This is a genomic window from Pseudomonas sp. GW822-FHT06B12 (assembly GCF_058799675.1).
In genome coordinates this window covers 196,212-214,844 of sequence record NZ_JBXALR010000001.1, presented here as the reverse complement: position 1 = coordinate 214,844, position 18,633 = coordinate 196,212, and the positions used below count along the sequence as shown (strand labels likewise).

Genomic DNA, 18,633 nt, shown 5'->3' with positions numbered 1-18,633 from the left:
GATATTGGGCCAGCTCCGCATAGCGGACACAATTATAAAAATTACCGCCGCAGTCCACTGGCTGTCGGCAGGAGACACGCAATGACCCGTCTGGCTAAACACCTCGCCTGGTTTGCCGTGGCTGTCCTGGGAGCTTTTGCGCTGAGTGTCGTGGCCCTGCGCCGCGGCGAAGCCATCAACGCGCTCTGGATCGTAGTCGCAGCAGTCGCTATCTATCTTGTCGCATACCGCTATTACAGCCTGTTTATCGCCAATAAGGTGATGCAGCTCGACCCCGGTCGAGCCACCCCCGCCGTCGTCAACAACGATGGTCTGGATTACGTCCCGACCAACAAACACATTCTCTTCGGTCACCACTTCGCCGCCATCGCGGGCGCCGGGCCACTGGTCGGCCCAGTACTGGCGGCGCAGATGGGCTATTTGCCCGGTACGCTCTGGCTGATCGCCGGCGTGGTGCTGGCCGGTGCGGTTCAGGACTTTATGGTCCTGTTCATGTCCACCCGCCGCAACGGCCGCTCCCTGGGCGACATGGTCCGTGAAGAAATGGGTCGTGTCCCCGGGACCATCGCGCTGTTCGGCTGCTTCCTGATCATGATCATCATCCTCGCGGTGCTGGCGCTGATCGTGGTCAAGGCCCTGGCCGATAGCCCGTGGGGCATGTTCACGGTGATGGCGACCATCCCGATCGCGATGTTCATGGGCATTTACATGCGCTACATCCGCCCGGGTCGCATCGGTGAAATCTCCATCGTCGGTGTGCTGCTGTTGCTCGGTTCGATCTGGCTCGGTGGGCAGATTGCCGCTGATCCGGTCTGGGCCAAAGCCTTTACCTTCACCGGGATCCAGATCACCTGGATGCTGATCGGCTACGGTTTCGTTGCCGCGGTAATGCCGGTCTGGCTGATCCTGGCGCCACGCGACTACCTGTCGACCTTCCTCAAGATCGGCACCATCATGGCCCTGGCGATCGGCATCCTGATCACCATGCCCGAGCTGAAAATGCCGGCACTGACCCAGTTCATCGATGGCACCGGACCGGTATGGAAAGGCGGGCTGTTCCCGTTCCTGTTCATCACCATCGCCTGTGGCGCGGTCTCCGGTTTCCACGCGCTGATCGCTTCCGGGACCACGCCGAAACTGTTGGCCAGTGAAGGCCATGCCCGTTACATCGGTTATGGCGGCATGCTGATGGAATCCTTCGTGGCCATCATGGCGATGGTTGCTGCTTCGGTGATCGAGCCGGGCGTCTACTTCGCCATGAACAGCCCGGCGGCAATCGTCGGCGGTGATGTGATGCAAGTTGCGCAGACCGTCAGCAGCTGGGGTTTTGCGATCACTCCGGAAGCCCTGCAAGCGGTGGCCAGGGACATCGGTGAAACCACCGTCCTGGCCCGTGCTGGCGGTGCGCCGACTCTGGCGGTCGGTATCGCGCAGATCCTGCACAGTGTTCTGCCGGGTGAAAACACCATGGCGTTCTGGTACCACTTCGCGATCCTGTTCGAAGCGCTGTTCATCCTGACCGCGGTCGACGCCGGCACCCGTGCCGGGCGTTTCATGCTGCAGGACTTGCTCGGCTCCTTTGTGCCAGCGCTCAGACGTACGGAGTCCTGGACTGCGAACCTGATCGCGACCGGTGGTTGCGTGGCGATGTGGGGTTACCTGCTGTACCAGGGCGTGATCGACCCGCTGGGTGGCATCAACACCTTGTGGCCGCTGTTCGGTATCTCCAACCAGATGCTGGCCGGTATCGCGCTGATGCTCGGCACCGTTGTGCTGATCAAAATGAAACGCCAACGCTACATCTGGGTGACCCTGCTGCCAGCGGCCTGGCTGCTGATCTGCACCACCACCGCCGGTTTCATCAAGCTGTTCGACGCCAACCCGGCGATCGGCTTCCTGTCGCTGGCGAAGAAATACAGTGATGCGCTGGCCAACGGTCAGATCCTCGCACCGGCCAAGGACATCACGCAGATGCAGCACGTGATCTACAACGCCTACACCAACGCAACGCTGACGGCGCTGTTTCTGTTCGTGGTCTTCAGCATCCTGTTCTATGCGCTCAAGGTCGGTATTTCCGCCTGGGGCAGCAAGGAACGCACGGATAAAGAATCGCCATTCCAGGCTGTTCCGGACGCGTAATCGAGGATTGCAACTATGTTCAATGACCTGAGTCGCCTCGGTAAATACCTCGGTCAGGCCGCGCGCCTGATGGTCGGCATGCCCGACTACGACACCTACGTCGAGCATATGCAAACCAAACACCCGGACAAACCGGTGATGAGCTACGAGGCGTTCTTCCGGGAACGCCAGGAGTCTCGTTACGGTGGCAAGGGTGGGCCGAAGTGCTGTTAACCCGGCTGCCGGGTTAACGCGATCCCTGTGGGAGCGAGCCTGCTCGCGATGACGGTCTTGCATTCAACATTCGTGTTGACTGACAGTCCGCCATCGCGAGCAGGCTCGCTCCCACATTCGTTTTGTGTTCCTTCAGTCATCAGGAGAACCACCTTTGTCCTCTCCCATCCCGGTAACGATCCTCAGCGGCTTTCTCGGCGCCTGCCTCACTTCCAACTGATACTATTGCGGGAAAGCAAAACAAGGACGTAATGACAGTGGACAAGGAAATCATCCTGATGCGACATGGCCAGCCGGATCTGGTCGTGGTCGACAAGGTTTCAGCGCTCGATATGAAACGCTGGATCGTGCAATACGAGCTATCCGAAATCATCGACCAGCCGGTTCCGAAGGCCAGTGTGGCGCTGGCCGTCAGCGCCAAAGTGATCGTGTCGAGCAGTGCGCCCCGGGCACTGACATCTGCTCGGGCGCTGGGCCTTCAGCCGACCCTTGTAGACGAGATTTTCTGCGAGGCGCAGTTGCCCTATGGACGATGGACACTGCCGCGCCTTTCACCGTTTACGTGGGCATTTATTCTTCGAGTTTTATGGTTATGCGGCTTCTCGGGGAAGGTCGAGTCTGCCCGTGAGGCCAGAATACGCGCGAATACGGCAGCTCAACGACTTCAGTCCCTGGCCAACGAAGGGCCAGTCCTTCTGCTCGGTCATGGATTCATGAATCGAATGATCGCGAAGCAGTTGGAGGCTGCCGGATGGACTCGCCATAAAAGCAATGGCAACCGTTACTGGAGCGCAACGACCTATCGAATGAATCAGAGCCAAGGCACGGCGACCTCTGCCTGAACCGTCTCGGATTTCTCCTCTTCGACCTCGCCGTTCAGCGCCTTGTGCATTTTCACTGTGTCCAGCGCCCCGACCCATTTGGCAATGACCAGGGTGCCGACACCGTTACCAATGGTGTTGGTGATCGCTCGTGCTTCCGACATGAACCGGTCGACGCCCAGCAACAACACCATTCCCGCCACCGGAATGGTGCCGAGGGAAGATAACGTCGCCGCAAGAATGATGAATCCCGAGCCGGTGACACCGGCAGATCCCTTGGAGGTAAACATCAGGACTGCCAGGACGATCAACTGATCCGTCAGGGTCAGCGGGGTGTTCGTTGCCTGCGCGATGAAGATCGCGGCGATGGTGTAATAGATCGCCTGCCCATCCGGGTTGAACGTCAAACCGGAGGGAATGATCATCCCGGCAACGGGTTTGGAAACGCCCGCCCTCTCCATCTTGGAAATCATCTGCGGCAGCACCGATTCCGAAGAGCTGGTGCCGAGTACGGTGAACAGTTCTTCCTTGATGAATTTCAGAAATTTCCACAGGCTGAAACCGCTGTAGCGGCAGATCGGCCCCAGCACAAAGATCACGAATACCGCGCAGGTCAGGTAGACGCAGGCCATCAGCTTGCCCAGCGAGAACAACGAGCCGAAGCCGTATTTACCGATGGTGAACGCGATGGCGCCGAATGCACCGATGGGGGCCAGGCGCATGACCATGTTGACGATGCGGAACATCCCTTGCATCAGGCTATCCAGCGTCTCGACGAAGATTTTTCCGCGCGGTCCCACATGCGCCAGTGCAATGCCGAGCAGGATGGAAAACAGCAGGATTTGCAGCACGTTACCCTTGGCGAAGGCATCCACGATGGTGTCGGGAATGATGTTCATGACGAAGTCCATGAACGACGCGTGTTTCACCGCTGAGGTGTAGGTTGCCAGACTGGAAGTGTCCAGCGTGGCGACATCGATGTTCATGCCCGCGCCGGGCTTGAACACATCAACGACCACCAGACCGACGACCAGCGCCAGCGTGGACACGACTTCGAAGTAGAGCAGCGCCCGGAAGCCGACACGGCCCAGCTCCTTCATATTTTCCATGCGTGCAATACCCGTGACCACGGTCAGGAAAATCACCGGAGCGAGGAGCATTTTGATCAGCTTGATGAAAGCGTCGCCCAGGGGTTTGAGCGCTGCTGCGGTTTCGGGAACGAACACCCCGACGATGGCGCCGAGGATCACGGCGATGAGCACTTGTACGTAGAGTTTGCCAAATATTCTTTTCATGACAGGGCCCTGATTTTTTATTGTTGTCAGGAAATGCCAAGGGGTCGGATTCAGTGATCTGCCCCTTGGCGGTGCGCCGCAGTACTCCTTTCAATCGGTGGAAAATTTCAGCGGTTGATCAATTCGATGACCGCATCAGTGACCTGGCGGGTGGTGGCCTTCCCTCCCAGGTCCGGGGTATGCAAACCGCTTTCCGTCACGGCTTCGATGGCCGACATCAGCTGCTTCGCCGCCGCTGGTTCGCCGAGATGCTCGAGCATCATGGCGGCCGTCCAGAACGTCGCAATCGGGTTGGCAACACCTTTGCCGGTGATGTCGAAGGCCGAGCCGTGGATCGGTTCGAACATCGACGGGAATCTGCGCGAAGGATTCAGGTTGGCGGTCGGCGCGATGCCCAGGCTGCCGGACAAAGCAGCGGCCAGATCGGACAGGATGTCGGCGTGCAGGTTGGTGGCGACAATAACGTCCAGCGTCGATGGCTTGAGCACCATACGTGTGGTCACCGCGTCGACCAGTTCCTTGTCGATCCTGACGTCCGGAAAATCCTTGGCGACTTCGTAGAAGATCTCATCCCACAGCACCATACCGTGACGCTGAGCGTTGGATTTGGTGACCATGGTCAGGTGTTTGCGTGGACGGCTTTGCGCCAGTTCGAAAGCGAAGCGGTGAATGCGCTCTACCCCGGCACGGGTGAACACCGACACTTCGGTCGCGACTTCTTCAGGCAGGCCCCTATGGACCCGACCGCCATTGCCGGAGTACTCGCCCTCGGAATTTTCACGCACCACCACCCAGTCGATCTGATCACCATTGAGCAGCGGGCTTTTTACCCCCGGCAGTACGCGAGCCGGACGCACGTTGGCGTACTGGTCGAAGCCCTGGCAAATCGGCAGGCGCAGGCCCCAGAGAGAAATGTGATCCGCTACGTTGAGCGCACCGACCGCGCCAAAGAAGATGGCGTCGAAGGTCTTCAGTTCTTCCAGTCCACCTTCCGGGATGTAGTAGCCGTTTTTCAGGTAGTTATCCGAGTTCCAGTCGAAGTGTTTGAAGTCCAGTTCGAAGCCGGATTTTTTCGATAAGGCTTGCAGCACCTCGACGCCCGCGGCGATCACTTCAACACCGATACCATCACCTGGAACCGCAGCAATTTTGTATGCGCTCATCAATCAACTCCACTCTCGTCACGTTCTTGTTGTGCCTGTCGAACAGGGGTGTTCAAGCAGGGTGTGAGCGGAGTATATGTAGTGAACAAATGAGCGTGAGTTACTCCAAATCACTACATAGATGAATTTGAGTTACCAATGAGCCAAACCCTGGATTTGTCTTTTTTCTACCTTCTGGCCAACAAAGGCAGCCTGGCGGCGACTGCTCGAGAGCTTGGTGTGACACCGCCGGCGGTGAGCAAACGCCTGACCGCGCTGGAGGCACGGCTCGGCATACGCCTGGTCAACCGCACCACGCGCTCGATGAGCCTGACCTCGGAAGGTGAACTGTATTTTTCGCATGCCGCCCGCATCCTGACGCAGATCGATGAGGTCGAGCAGTTGATCAGCAGCAGCCGGGCGACGCCTAAAGGCCTGATTCGCGTCAACGCCTCATTGGGATTCGGTCGGCGCTACATTGGCCCTGCACTGGGAGCGTTCTTCGCGCTATACCCCGAGGTGGAAATACAGCTGGAAATCAGCGATCACCCGCTCGACCTGGCGACTCACGGGTTTGACTTGGGTATTCGTTTCGGCACTCTGCCGGACGCGGCCTTCCACGCACGCAAGATCGCCTCCAATCGCCGTCTGTTATGCGCCTCGCCGCTGTACCTGGAAAAACATGGCATACCTCAACGCCTGACGGATTTACAGCAACACAATTGCATCTTCCTGCGGCAAAACGAAACGCCCTACGGTGTGTGGAGTTTCACCAACGGTGGGCGCACTCAAAACATCAAGGTGCGCGGAGCCTTAGGCTGCAACGACGGTGAAGTAGCCCTGAACTGGGCGCTGGAAGGTTATGGAATTCTGCTTCGGGCCGAATGGGACATCGCCCGGTATGTGCGCAGTGGTCGCCTGCGCCTGGTGCTGGAAGATCAGACACCGACTCGCGCCGACGTCTATGCCGTGTACCCGCAACAGCTGCATCTGTCGGCGCGCGTGCGCAGCCTGATCGATTTCCTGGTTGAGCGCTTCAAGCACATTGATCACCTGGAAGAGCCACAATCGTCGTTCGACTGAACAGCGTTGGCCTGCGTCAGCTTTCGATGAAACTGCTGCCTTCGCCGATGTGTCATACCATTACAAGCTGAATCATTCGGCATGACCTGGCGCGGCGTTGTGTTTCTGCACTCTGGTTCAAACGGCCCGCGCCACCAGGCTTTGCAGTGTCTGCCAATTCAGGGAGTACAAACGTGCACGATCCCTTCAATCTTCTTCGTTTCGTCGAGGCCCAGCGCCCGGTTTTTAGCCGAGCCATGGAAGAGTTGCGTGCCGGGCACAAGACCAGCCACTGGATGTGGTTCATCTTCCCGCAACTGCATGGCCTAGGGCGTAGCGAGATAGCCGAACGCTTTGCCATTTCTGGTACTGCCGAAGCCCGGGCCTATCTGCTGCATGACGTGCTGGGTCCACGGCTGGAGGAAAGCGTCAGTACCCTCCTGCAACACAGCGACAAGAGCGCACTGCAAATCCTTGGCCACCCCGATGACCTGAAATTGCGCTCCTGCCTCACGCTGTTCGCCAGCATCAAGCCCGAACACCCGCTATTCCAGCAGGCCCTCGATCAGTTCTTCGCCGGCGAGCCAGACACCAGGACCCTGTTCCTTCTTGGAGAATAAGGTCGACGCGAGCTACGTCGCCAACACCACGTCGAACCTCGAAGACAGCGTGATCGGGCAGTTGGGGTTGATGCAACTGACCATTCGCAGCTGCTATTGATGGCCGGCAGGAATCGGCAAAAGCGAACCTTCCTCGATCATTCGCGAAAATGGACGCGCTGCGCGTACCACCAACACGCCCAGACGATGGTGATCACCAAGGAAGCGACGCAGAAGATCATGGTCTGATTACGTGCATCGCCAAGATCCTCTCGGGAAAGCAAGCCAAGTATCTGGATGGCCATCCCCCCAAAAAGCGCCAGGAACCCCATTCGCCAAGCGAACATGCGCTGGCGATAAACCTCGAAAGCCAGCGGGAGCATTACGGCGCCATAGATGACGGAAAGATAGCGAAGTCTATCGTCTGCATAGTGGGTAAAGACCGAACCACTTGGATCGCCCAGGGAAGGCTGGATATCCGTTATGGCAGAAACGCAGAGCATAAGCCCTTGGAAGGCGAGCACCGCTGTGACAATCACGATGACAGTGGGTGGCCGCTTTGGGGCACTCCGAAGCTCACTTGGCGACAAACCTTTTGATGGAGTTGCGACCTGATTACTCAGCGCTGTGCGAATAACGTCAGACAGCCATGCCCGATCATTGCGGGCAAACCACATACAGATCCGCATCACGCCAATGCCACAGGCAATCATCGCAAACCCCGCCAGCGGCAAGAGTGTAGTGTCTGGCGCAGGCACAGCGGCAAATAATGACAATGCTGTATGGAGCACACAAAACCCGAACCAGAAGCCCATGAAGAGCTTAACTGACCAGTGCAGCGCAAAACGCCCGGTTAGCACGACCTGGTTTTGACGCACCTGGAATCGGCCGACGAAAACTGGCTTGAACGAGTTGCGCACCATCGGGATGACACGTTGGAGCGAAACGCGAGACTCCGTCACAGTTCCCATGGCCGCTTCTCGCGAAAGCGTAAACATAGCCCAGCGCCGTGTCGCGGCTTTCAGGCGTTCAACAGATTCCGCCAGTCCGAACGAACTCTCAAACTCGACCAGATCCGATCCCACCCACAACTCCCTCATCCATCGGAACATATAGCCCCCTTTTGGCGCGCCACGCCTGGATTTCAGGCACTGGCCGTTTTCTACCCGTGACAGGTTGCCATGGGGTTGAGAGCGGACATCGTTCCTGGCGTCGACTGGTTAACTGTAGCCTCTTCCACGTGTGTGTCCCTCCCAGGCTTAGTCGACCTCGCACTTCACGACGAAAGCATCCTGACCCTTATGCTCAGACCAACAGAGAGAGTTCTTGGACGAACAACTGCTGAGGTTATCGCGAATGCTGTTGCTACTGCGTCGGTCGTGGCAGAAGGTGTCTATGATTGGGTGTGATAGGAAAAACTGCCTGGAATGCCAGTTCTCCAGGTAATTGCAGTTGTGAAACATGATGATATGAGAGTGTGTCATGAGCGATCCAGATGAAATTGTCCGAGAATTTGCCTTGCAACGAATTGCGAACATCTTCAATGTCTCGGTGAATTCTCTTAACAAAGAGGCGGTATTTGGAAGTGACTTGAAAGCCACCCACTCTCCCGGTCTATTTAACCCAAATGAATATGATAAAATTGAAGGCGATATACTCGATGTATGCAACAGAAAAGCATACAAAGCAATCAGCTCTGGCAACTTGACCATTCGCACTGTCGGCGATTATTGCGACCACATGATCAAATGCTACAAGAAAAAACCAAAGGATGTTATTCAGACATTGAAAATAACCTCGCTTAGCTAAAAAAACATTGGAGAAATGCAACGGGAGGTATATATGCTTTGGCTAACTCTACAGCTGATGATTTTATGGTGTATATTTATATCGGCTGCAATGGCGTTTGCACCAGAGCGCGTGCTCGGCCATGTCAGACAAAGTCGCGTCTGGATGTGGTACATGAAAACCATGTTTAGTATTTCAAGCGAATCGCTTAGTAGCAAAACAGCTGTTCGGTGGGTGTGCATTCAAGGAGGAATCGGTTTGGTTGCGGCACTGCTGACGCAGTATGCTTGGTTTATCAATCCTGCCTACAGTCCATAGCCTGCCGTTCATCGTTGCCAAATCCAGGGGCGTGCGTGGCAGGTCGCAGTGCTAGACTCAAAAAACCGACATGCAAAATGCGCGACCAAACTGAATAGTCTTGATTAAAAAACACTATCAGAAGGAAAAAAACATGAGCGCAACGAAAGACAATATTATCTCAGCGATAAAAACTGTTATCTCATTCAGCATTTTAACAAGCGGAACGTATGTGATACTCATCCCACTGTTTGCTCCCGACTACAAGACGCCTTCCATTTTGGTAATTGGCGTCGTAGCATCCGCCTTGACAAATGGCTATATCGGCTATCACGTCGCAGCAGACGATATATCACTCATAAAAATTGGCTTTAGCTTTTGCTATGCAATAGCAACAAGCATTCTTGTATTGTTATTCTCACTATTTATAATTCTAAACATCCGTGGTGCATGATTCATCGCGGTGCAATCTGCCTACCAGCATATTTCCCTCGGCCACTGCGGCGCAGGCCCGGCTGCATCAGTAATGAGCGCCTGGTTTAATTAGACTACTACAGCCAACTATTTTGCCGAGTAAATTGCTCTAAGAGAACGAGCACGATCATGTTCAGGGAGTGCGTTTATAGCCCCCAGATACGCAATTACAGCTTTACACACAGCAGGAGATGAGGCCGCTGTCCTTTCTTTCGATGCGAGTAACTGAATTTGATCTTGTGAAAGCAACTTCAGCACCTTAGTGATAATTAACTGGCGCTCATGATCCGAGACCTGTATTGCATTTTTCGGGTCACTACCACGGACCAGGTCGTTCAGCAGGGTCAGCTCACGTGCCGCCAGTTCAGGCGGCAAAAGTGATCTGGTGTCCTTCGGCGTACTCTTCGGAAAGACCGCTTCTACGCAGGCATCCGTACTCTTAAGGCTTATTGCCTTTACTTGGTCAAACATTAAGCGGCTGTAGTCCAATATCGTTTTATCGGTTGCCAAGGGCAAAAGCCACGCGATCAGATAACTCACCTGCTCCCTACCGGCAGCCATGATCTCCGCGTCCGATTTTCGTGCTTGAACCTTCTCCCACGCCTTGTCTACGATCCGCTCAAATGCGTCTGGATATTTCAGCGATAGCGTGTCGAATGCCGGTATCTTTTTTAGCGCATTTTCCAACTGCTCTCGCGTTAGCATCGATGTCGCTACCGTTGCCGTTTCTCCGCCAGAACTCTGCCGAGTGAGCACGCCTGCGGCGAGCATCTCATCGTGCGATGGATACCATACATTTTGGGTCGATGTGCCGACGATTTTTTGAATAAATGAAGAAGAAAACCCCACCCGACGGTACGTGTTTTCCGCAGAGTTTGAGTCGTTTTTATTAATTTTGTTGTTCGAACCAGTTGCTTTGAACGAATGAAATCCAATGCGCGCTTTTGGATCAGCAGTCCGCTCTTTACCTGCAAGGAAAGCGATTGTGCAAGCCGACGTACACTCCTGTTCCACGTAGGTATTCAGGTGTCTGTCAGAAATCAGCTTGGCAATCATGACGCCTTGCCTGACCCAGCCCCCATTTGAATACAAAACCACCGTCGTAACAGAGGGTGCAATGTCCAGCACCTTAGACAGCGCATCTGCCGTGCCATCGTTTATTCCACCTTTTAGCAGAATCGACTTGCCATCTGCGCGAAGCTCAAGCTTCACCTCCGGCCCCGGCTGACTACCCAGTGCGACATTCCAGTGTTCGCTTAAAGGCCCAGCCATGTTCAAGACGTCCCCAAGAGTCTTGAGCACACCAAGAATAATGAACAATTTGGCCAGACCGGACCAAAACGGTTTACCACCACGACCAACATGTTTATTTGCTGATGCCCATGTCCCGCTGATTGCCCAGGCCCATACGAGCAATCCACTGGCTGTCACGAGCAGGACGCCAGCAGAACCATATCGAGCCGGAAAATTTTCGCTGAGCCACGGCAGTATCAAAATGCCTAGCATCGGCGCGAACATGGAGATAAGGAATGTGTTAACCCAGTATGATCGACCTAAAGAGTAGTCACCGTTGAAATGCTTCCTGAAAAAGGTGAAAGGCCCGCTATATGTCTGCGTGGGCTCCATCAACTCCCCTCCATTGACGTGATGTCAACATTACCCACGACTGACTCTGGTGGCGTCCGACACTTGCTGTATTTCAGTCGGTCAAGAGCCTAGCTTAGTCCATACAGCTAACCAGGGCACGACGATGCCATGCTCTAGAGTCAATGCTGCGAATTCGCTGTGTATCACAGTGTGTATGAATGACATCCCGATACAACTCTTGGTACAGGGGAAATGGGATGACCGGAATAACAGCGCGCCAATGCTCGTCATGGGTTCTGCTCACCCTGCTCGCCGTCAACCTGGCGCTGACAGCGGGATGTGCAGGCAAAGCTGCCGCGCATCGCTATTCGGTCTCAAGCATAGGCTCAAACTGCTACGCAAAAGCGCTACCCACTGTCGGCGAAGGCGGCTTGGCCTGGGGGCTCCACTTTGGACATGGTTCGCCAAAAATCCCTGGATAATTGCAAACGCTTTGCCGGCCTATCCGGTGGTACGCCGAGTACCTGCCAAGTGGTGTCGGCGGAGTGCAAAAATCAATAGAGCGGCAACGAGGCGGGCCGTTCGGTTCGCGGTCAACCACCTGAGCGAACGCCAGTTGCGTCATGACCGAGGGCATCCCGAGCTCAAGCCAGCAGCTCGGTGATCCACCGGGCCTGCCGGGCGACGTCCTGCACCTTCTCCTCGGGCACGGCCTGCCGCGCTCGGGCGAAGCTGGTCAGGGTCTTCTGCTTCTGGCGCAGCATGCGCTGCCACTTGCCCAGGAACGCCGGGCTGCGTACCTGCATCTGCAGCGGGCCGAAATACAACTCCTCGGCGGTGTACATCACCGGCCCGGCGCGCTCGGCAACGATGATTTCGTAGTCGAAGCGGTTTTCCCGCAGCACTTCCTCGCAGAGGATGCGGTAGCCATTTTCCATCAACCATTGGCGCAGTGGCTGCTCGCCGCCGTTGGGCTGCAGGATCAGCCGCTCCTGGCCGTTCAGGCACGCCTTACCGCTGTCGAGGATGTCGCGGATCGTCTCGCCGCCCATGCCACAGATGCTGATCGCCGTGATCCCGTCTCCCGGCTCGATCGCCGCCAGACCATTGGCCAGGCGCACGGTGATCCGCTGGTCCAGGCCGTTCTCGCGCACGGTGCGTTCGGCCGAGCGAAACGGCGTCAATGCCACCTCGCCGGCCACCGCCGCCGCGATGGCGCCACGGCGCATCAACGCCACCGGCAGGTAGCCGTGATCCGAGCCGATATCGGCCAGGCGCGCACCTGCTGGCACATGCGCCGCCACGCGCTCCAAGCGCATGGACAATGTCTGTTCGTTCAACTGCCGCCCCTTTTCACCACGAACGTCCAGCACCTTTGGCCGGGATCGGGGCGCGATTCTGTCGAGCAATGCCGTGCATTTCAACTTTATGCGACCAGGGCCATGGCTCGCCCCGTCCTATCGCTCGCGTATCGCCCAAAGCGAACCCTGGTCATGGGGCGCTTTTGGCCGACCTTTGCGGAGCCTGAGAGGCTGTATGAGTCAGCTGCTGACCGTAGCGATTTGCTTCGCGCGACCGTTCTGTTTGCCAATCAGAAACACCAATAGCGAACCGATAGCGGTCACTATGCAGAGCGGCATCAGTGCAATTGGAAAGCTCCCGGTCTGATCACGCAGTACACCGATCACCGAACTCATGGCGCCCGTGCCCAAGTGGGCAAAGGTATTGATCGCTGCAATCCCTGTGGCCAAAGTCGCCGGTGGCAGGGATTCGGAGCAAAGTGCCCAGAACGGCCCCTTGATCGCATAGTTACCCATCAATACGAGCGTCAGCAGTACCAGCGTAATGCTCAGGGAGTCCGTGAACAGCGTGGCGGCGAAGCTCACCGCGGTAATGGCTAGCGGAATAGCAGTGCTCTTGATCCGCTCCCCGCTCTTGTCCGCACGCAGTCCCCAGAAAATCATGAACGCTGCGGCCATGCCGAACGGAATCATGTTCAGCAGACCCGTTTGCATGTTGGTCAGATGGAACGATTTCAGGATCTGCGGCATCCACAACGACAGCGTGTTGCTGGTTGCCGAACTGCCCATGTAGATAATCGAAAGCACCCATACATATTTGTTGGTAAACACGGCCTTGAGGGTGCCGCTTATGCTATGAGCGTGCTGAGGAATACCACTTTCGCGCGCGGCCTTATCGTTAGTCAGTTGCTCGCCTAGCCAATCCTGTTCCTGCTGAGTCAACCATTTCGCTTCGCTTGGCCGATTGGGCAACACTTTCAGCGCGAGTAATCCCAGGGTGATGGCGGGAATGGCTTCAAGTATCAGCAACCACTGCCATCCCTTGAAACCTGCCAGACCGTCTAATTGCAACAGCAGCGCCGACACAGGTGAGCCGAGAAAGTTGGAGAGTGGTATCGCCACCATGAATAGCGCAACGATTCGAGCCATGTACGCTTTGGGGATGCATTGCGTGAGGTAAAGAATGACGCCGGGAAAGAAGCCGGCTTCGGCTGCGCCCAAGAGGAACCGGGAAATCGAATAGGATATTGGCCCGACCGCAAATGCCGAACAGAAACCGACGATGCCCCACGTGATCATGATGCGCGCAATCCACCGGCGGGCACCGAAACGCTCCATGGCCATGTTGCTGGGCATTTCGCAAAGTACATAAGCGACGAAAAACAGCGTGGCACCGAATCCGAAGGCACTGGCCGTCAGGCCGATGTCCTGGTTCATGGTCAGTGCAGCGAAACCGATATTGACTCGGTCAACGTAGGCGATGAAATAGCAGAGTACGAGAAAGGGGATCAGGCGAATCCCCAACTTGCGCATGGTCGATTTTTCAATGTCAGTACTGGATGGCTTGTTCATGGAAACCGCTCTCTTGTAGTTGTAATAGGCTGCTCTTGCGCAGAACCTTTCGATGCGGCACGAGAGGTTTGACTGCACGTCGCATTTCAGGCTTTCTGCAAGTTCTCGTTACACGTGGGTAGGATGAAGGGTCATCTGCAAATGCTTGGGTGAGCTTCAGCCTTCGCGTTTTGCAAAACCGAATAACCTTTGAGGTGCTTGCACAAGCAACGAATGGCTCAGTTGCATCGAACACTCCAGGGCTTGCCGCTGATCGATTACTGTGCCGAAACCGATGCTTTTCTCATGCTGCGTGTGTGGCCAGTCGCTGCCCCATACCAGTTGGTGGAGGCCGAAACTTTGCTCCAACAGCGGTAATGCCGATCGGGCGAAATTGATGTTTTGTTGCGGCGTACCTCCCAAACGATAAATTCCCGATACCTTCATCCAGATCGACCCTCTCGATCCCAACTCCAGTAACTCGGAAAACCCTGGCTGATCAACTCCCGAACGGGCATCCGGCCGTCCGAAGTGGTCAATAACCAACTTCAAACCGAATGGCGTCAATTGATGGATCAGTGCCGGCAGATCCTTTACCTCTCGATGCAATTCGACATGCCAGTCAAGATCAGCGATGTGGCTGAAAAATTCTCTCCAGGCGCGATTGCGAAAATCAGGTAACGCCTTGCCCATCAGGTTCAAACGAACGCCGACCACGCCTATGTGAGCCATGTCATTCAACAGGGCACGACTAACGCCTGGCTCCACCACGACCACTCCTCGCAACCGCTCCGGCACTTGCCTCAGCGCCGCCAACAGGTAGCTATTGTCGATGCCCAGAAAACTCGGCTGCACCAATACGCCGTGACTCAAACCATGGGCACCCAAGTGATTCAGATACTCCGCAAGCGTGGCATCGTAGTCAGGGGCGTAGCGCCGTGTAACGGCCAGCTTCAGCCCCCGGCTAAAGACATGAGCATGGGAATCGATGCCAGTGATCGATGTTGAACAGGTATCGGACATGGGTTTTATCTATCGCAAGTAATGATCATCACGCTCGGGCGCTCTCGCGGCCTTTCGCCGAGACGGATGGGATCGCAGCGTCGAGGCTGCGACCACGTGTTTCCGGCAGGCAAAGGGCAGCGATAACCGCCACGCCGTAAGCGATCCCGGCGTCGATGCCAATGGCCGAGCCCAGTGACATGGAATCACTCATATGGCCGACCAGAAACGGGAATACCGCCGAGAGCACTCGGCCGAAGTTGTAGCAAAACCCCACGCCAGCGCCGCGCACGTCCGCCGGGTACAGCTCGTTGAACAGTGCGCCGAGGCTGGCCGGAATGCCCGCCGCGAAGAAGCCGAGCGGAAAACCGAGGAATAGCATTTGGGTATTGGTCAGGGGCAAGAACACATAGCACTGCACGGTAACGACGCAGCACAGGGCGAACAGCACGATATTTTTGCGGCGGCCAATACGGTCGATCAAGAATCCGCTGACGACGCAGCCACACCAGAAGGCAAAGATGATCACGGCAAGGTAGCCGCCAGAGTTCAGCACCGACAGGTTGCGTTCGGTCTTGAGGAATGTCGGCAGCCACGTCATCACGGCGTGGTACCCGCCGTGTGCGCCCAGGCCCAACAGCCCGCCGAACAGTGTCACGCGGATCAGTTCAGGACGGAAAATACCGGCCAGGGATTTGAAAAAACTTTGCGCGATGGCGTGTTCTTTTTGCAGACGCTGGAAGCTGTCGGGCTCCTCGACATTGCGCCGTACCCAGATGATCAGGAGCGCCGGCAACAAGCCAACGATGAACATCACACGCCAGGCCATGTCTTGCGGTACGAAAGAATAAATCAACGCAAAAACCCCGACCGCCACGCCCCAACCTACGGCCCAGGCACTTTGTACGGTGCCCATCACTTTGCCGCGGTATTTCGGGTTGATGGTTTCGGCCATCAGTACCGCGCCAGCAGCCCACTCACCGCCAATGCCGAAGCCTTGCAGCGCCTTGACGATCAGCAACTGCTGGAACCCGGTGACGAAGGCGGACAGAAAGGTGAAGAAGGAGAACCACAAGATCATCCACTGCAACGTACGCACCCGGCCATAGCGGTCGGACAACGTCCCCCCTACCCAACCGCCGATGGCCGAAGTGACTAGCGTGACGCCGCTGATCAGCCCGGCATCGCCCTTGCTCAGGGCGAAGGCGGCAATTAACGCCGGAATGGCCAGGCCGAACATTTGTACTTCCAGTGCGTCCAGCGACCATCCACCAAAGCAGGCCCAAAACGTTTTGCGCTCCCGAGGAGTGACTTGGCGATACCAGCTGAACATGATTTCTTATCCTTATAAGTGGAACATGAGGCAGCCGAGAGCGAACCGCGCCGCTACGAGGCCAGTCATGGCAAACAAAACGATGAGTCCGGCAGCGATCGATTCGCCGGTGAGCGATCCGCTATTCAGGCAATGCGCTAGCGAATGTCCACGCTGTAACGGAAATGCTCGGCATGCCCACGGGAGCGCCGCCACTCCAGAGGCGCACCGGCGTAGTCACGCGCCAGACGCTCGATCACCACCACGGGACTGTTGATCGGTATTTTCAATAATCGCGCATGCACGTCATTTACAGACTCGGCGGTGAGTGTTTCTTCGGCAGAGGCGACGACCTGACCGCAGACCTCTTCATAAATCGGGTAAAGCAATGGCCCTTTTCGATTCAGGTCAATCTCCAGTAGCGGCTGAAACCGACTGCGAGGCAGCCAGATTTCTTCGGCAAGTACCGGCTGAACATCCAGAAGACGAACGCGGACAATGCGAATGACCGGAGAGTCGATTGGCAGCCCTAACGCATGGGCCACCGCCGAAGGCGCGGCCACCGGCTCAATAGACAGGATGCGACTCTCCGGTACCTGGCGTTCACCCGCAGCGGTCTGGAAGCGGAAGAATCGGAAAAGCGAAGATTGAAACTGAGGCCGACGAACGAAGGTGCCTCGACCTTGCTGACGCTCCAGAACGCCCTCGTTGACCAGCGCGTCGACCGCTTTGCGCACGGTGCCAGTGGACAGTTTGTACTCTGCTGAAAGCGCAGCTTCGGTGGGAATGGCCTCCCCCGGACGCCAGCGATTGTTAGCAATCTGTTCAGCCAACTGATCACGCAGGCGTTGATAAAGCGGTAGGCGGACATCACTGGACAGGGAATTCATAGACTTTATTCACCTTGTTATCTAGTCATATATATGAATATGGGGCGAGTATTCTCCTGATGCATTTTTCTGTCAATAAGGGTTACCGAACCTGGCGGACGAACGGTGGGGGGATGGGGCCTGCCGAAGAAGATCTCCGGACTGGACTCGCCCATCCTGCAGCCCTGCCATACTGTTCAGCATGACCCGTGCAACCTTCCGCTTCTACGAGGAGCTCAACGATTTCCTGCCGGCCGAACGGCGGCGGCAGTCCTTTACCTGCGAGTGCGCGCGAGGGGCGACGGTCAAGCACATGATCGAGGCGCTCGGGATACCGCACACCGAGGTCGAGCTGGTGCTGCTCAACGGCGAGTCGGTGGGCTTCGAGCGGGTGATCTTCGACGATGACCGGCTGGCGGTGTATCCCAAGTTCGAAGCGCTGGACATCAGCCCGCTGCTCAAGGTTCGTGCACAACCTTTACGGGTGCTGCGCTTCGTCGCTGATGCGCACCTTGGCGGGCTGGCCAGCCTGCTGCGCATGAGCGGCTTCGACACCCTCTACGACAATGGCTTCGAGGATGGCGAGATCGCCGAGATCGCTGCGCAGCAAGGACGCATCGTGCTAACCCGCGACCGCGAACTGCTCAAGCGGCGGATCATCAGCCACGGCTGTTACGTGCATGCCCTGAAACCGTCGCTGCAGCTGCGCGAATTGTACGAGCGCCTCGACCTGGCGCGTAGCGCGCGGCCATTCAGCCTGTGCCTGCATTGCAACCTGCCGCTGCACGAGATCAGCCCGGAACTGGCCCGGCCGCAGGTGCCACCGCGCGTTGGCGCCCTCTATTCGCGCTTCCTGCGCTGCGACGCCTGCCAACGGATTTACTGGGAAGGTTCGCACTGGCGCGGCATGTGTGCACTGCTGGCACCTCTGCTGGACCGATAGCCGAGCGCATCGGGGCGGCTGAGTTGCCAGGGATAACCGGCTTTGGCATCAGGTAGATAACGGTCAATAGCTGACAATCGGTTCCATTCAGACAGTTTTCATTGGCCCGAGAGGTATCAAATTTTTCAGCTGCATTCAGAGGCGATGATTTCAAGGCGGTTCTCCATGTCCTCAAATCAAGCTACGCCGCGCACCGCGATAATAAAAATTCATTAATTTTATGCCCTGCATTCCTATG

At 56.5% G+C, this 18,633-nt stretch carries 17 protein-coding genes and 1 pseudogene; 9 read left to right on the top strand and 9 right to left on the bottom strand.

The features are described 5' to 3' along the window. Positions 1-81 precede the first annotated feature (81 nt). The 3 genes from AC1RKH_RS01055 (at position 82) to AC1RKH_RS01045 (ending at position 3,194) form a co-directional block, all read left to right on the top strand. Entirely contained in the window at positions 82-2,139 is a 2,058-nt protein-coding gene (locus AC1RKH_RS01055) for a carbon starvation CstA family protein (protein WP_493060738.1), read from the top strand. Positions 2,140-2,154: 15 nt separating this feature from the next. Beyond that, positions 2,155-2,352 carry a YbdD/YjiX family protein gene (locus AC1RKH_RS01050; protein WP_493060737.1) on the top strand — a complete coding sequence of 66 codons (198 nt, stop codon included), beginning with the start codon at positions 2,155-2,157 and terminating at the stop codon, positions 2,350-2,352. Positions 2,353-2,609: 257 nt separating this feature from the next. After that, positions 2,610-3,194 (top strand): histidine phosphatase family protein, encoded by a 585-nt coding sequence (locus AC1RKH_RS01045; RefSeq protein ID WP_493060736.1) that lies wholly within the window; start codon positions 2,610-2,612, stop codon positions 3,192-3,194. Here AC1RKH_RS01045 and AC1RKH_RS01040 read toward each other — a convergent pair. Beyond that, positions 3,164-4,468, bottom strand: coding sequence for a dicarboxylate/amino acid:cation symporter (locus AC1RKH_RS01040; protein ID WP_493060735.1), 1,305 nt, complete (start codon positions 4,466-4,468; stop codon positions 3,164-3,166). The genes AC1RKH_RS01045 and AC1RKH_RS01040 overlap by 31 nt on opposite strands. Before the next feature lie 107 nt (positions 4,469-4,575). Beyond that, positions 4,576-5,631 (bottom strand): tartrate dehydrogenase, encoded by a 1,056-nt coding sequence (locus tag AC1RKH_RS01035; protein WP_493060734.1) that lies wholly within the window; start codon positions 5,629-5,631, stop codon positions 4,576-4,578. 138 nt (positions 5,632-5,769) lie between these two features. Between AC1RKH_RS01035 and AC1RKH_RS01030 the strand changes: the two genes are divergently transcribed. Together AC1RKH_RS01030 and AC1RKH_RS01025 are read left to right on the top strand one after the other, a co-directional pair. Beyond that, positions 5,770-6,693, top strand: coding sequence for a LysR family transcriptional regulator (locus tag AC1RKH_RS01030; protein ID WP_493060733.1), 924 nt, complete (start codon positions 5,770-5,772; stop codon positions 6,691-6,693). A gap of 173 nt (positions 6,694-6,866) precedes the next feature. Further along, positions 6,867-7,292, top strand: coding sequence for a DUF1810 domain-containing protein (locus AC1RKH_RS01025; RefSeq protein WP_493060732.1), 426 nt, complete (start codon positions 6,867-6,869; stop codon positions 7,290-7,292). Between the two features lie 137 nt (positions 7,293-7,429). Here AC1RKH_RS01025 and AC1RKH_RS01020 read toward each other — a convergent pair whose 3' ends face one another. After that, entirely contained in the window at positions 7,430-8,356 is a 927-nt protein-coding gene (locus AC1RKH_RS01020; protein ID WP_493060731.1) for a hypothetical protein, read from the bottom strand. Between the two features lie 397 nt (positions 8,357-8,753). On the opposite strand from AC1RKH_RS01020, the gene AC1RKH_RS01015 reads away from it, so the two are divergent. Beyond that, positions 8,754-9,080: a hypothetical protein gene (locus AC1RKH_RS01015; protein WP_493060730.1), complete on the top strand. Its 327-nt coding sequence runs from the start codon at positions 8,754-8,756 to the stop codon at positions 9,078-9,080. Between the two features lie 430 nt (positions 9,081-9,510). Then, positions 9,511-9,810, top strand: coding sequence for a hypothetical protein (locus AC1RKH_RS01010; protein WP_493060729.1), 300 nt, complete (start codon positions 9,511-9,513; stop codon positions 9,808-9,810). Between the two features lie 107 nt (positions 9,811-9,917). Here AC1RKH_RS01010 and AC1RKH_RS01005 read toward each other — a convergent pair whose 3' ends face one another. Next, positions 9,918-11,456 (bottom strand): COG3904 family protein, encoded by a 1,539-nt coding sequence (locus AC1RKH_RS01005; RefSeq protein WP_493060728.1) that lies wholly within the window; start codon positions 11,454-11,456, stop codon positions 9,918-9,920. Positions 11,457-11,674: 218 nt separating this feature from the next. Here AC1RKH_RS01005 and AC1RKH_RS01000 point away from each other — a divergent pair. Beyond that, positions 11,675-11,978 (top strand): annotated as a pseudogene (locus AC1RKH_RS01000) (hypothetical protein). A gap of 83 nt (positions 11,979-12,061) precedes the next feature. Here the strand turns inward: AC1RKH_RS01000 and AC1RKH_RS00995 are convergent. The 5 genes from AC1RKH_RS00995 to AC1RKH_RS00975 all read right to left on the bottom strand — a co-directional run bounded on the left by AC1RKH_RS00995 (position 12,062) and on the right by AC1RKH_RS00975 (position 17,473). Beyond that, positions 12,062-12,757, bottom strand: a complete 696-nt coding sequence (locus tag AC1RKH_RS00995) for a tRNA (adenine(22)-N(1))-methyltransferase (RefSeq protein ID WP_493060727.1) — start codon at positions 12,755-12,757, stop codon at positions 12,062-12,064. 201 nt (positions 12,758-12,958) lie between these two features. Then, on the bottom strand, positions 12,959-14,290 hold the full coding sequence (locus AC1RKH_RS00990) for an MFS transporter (protein ID WP_493060726.1): 1,332 nt from the start codon (positions 14,288-14,290) through the stop codon (positions 12,959-12,961). Between the two features lie 156 nt (positions 14,291-14,446). Beyond that, positions 14,447-15,292, bottom strand: a complete 846-nt coding sequence (locus AC1RKH_RS00985) for an amidohydrolase family protein (RefSeq protein ID WP_493060725.1) — start codon at positions 15,290-15,292, stop codon at positions 14,447-14,449. A gap of 28 nt (positions 15,293-15,320) precedes the next feature. Further along, positions 15,321-16,604, bottom strand: coding sequence for an MFS transporter (locus AC1RKH_RS00980; protein WP_493060724.1), 1,284 nt, complete (start codon positions 16,602-16,604; stop codon positions 15,321-15,323). Between the two features lie 137 nt (positions 16,605-16,741). Then, positions 16,742-17,473, bottom strand: a complete 732-nt coding sequence (locus tag AC1RKH_RS00975) for a GntR family transcriptional regulator (protein WP_493060723.1) — start codon at positions 17,471-17,473, stop codon at positions 16,742-16,744. Between the two features lie 181 nt (positions 17,474-17,654). Here AC1RKH_RS00975 and AC1RKH_RS00970 point away from each other — a divergent pair, with 181 nt between their 5' ends. Beyond that, the gene (locus tag AC1RKH_RS00970) at positions 17,655-18,395 is read left to right on the top strand and encodes a Mut7-C RNAse domain-containing protein (protein ID WP_493060722.1); all 741 of its coding nucleotides are present in this window, start codon (positions 17,655-17,657) and stop codon (positions 18,393-18,395) included. Positions 18,396-18,633: the final 238 nt, after the last annotated feature.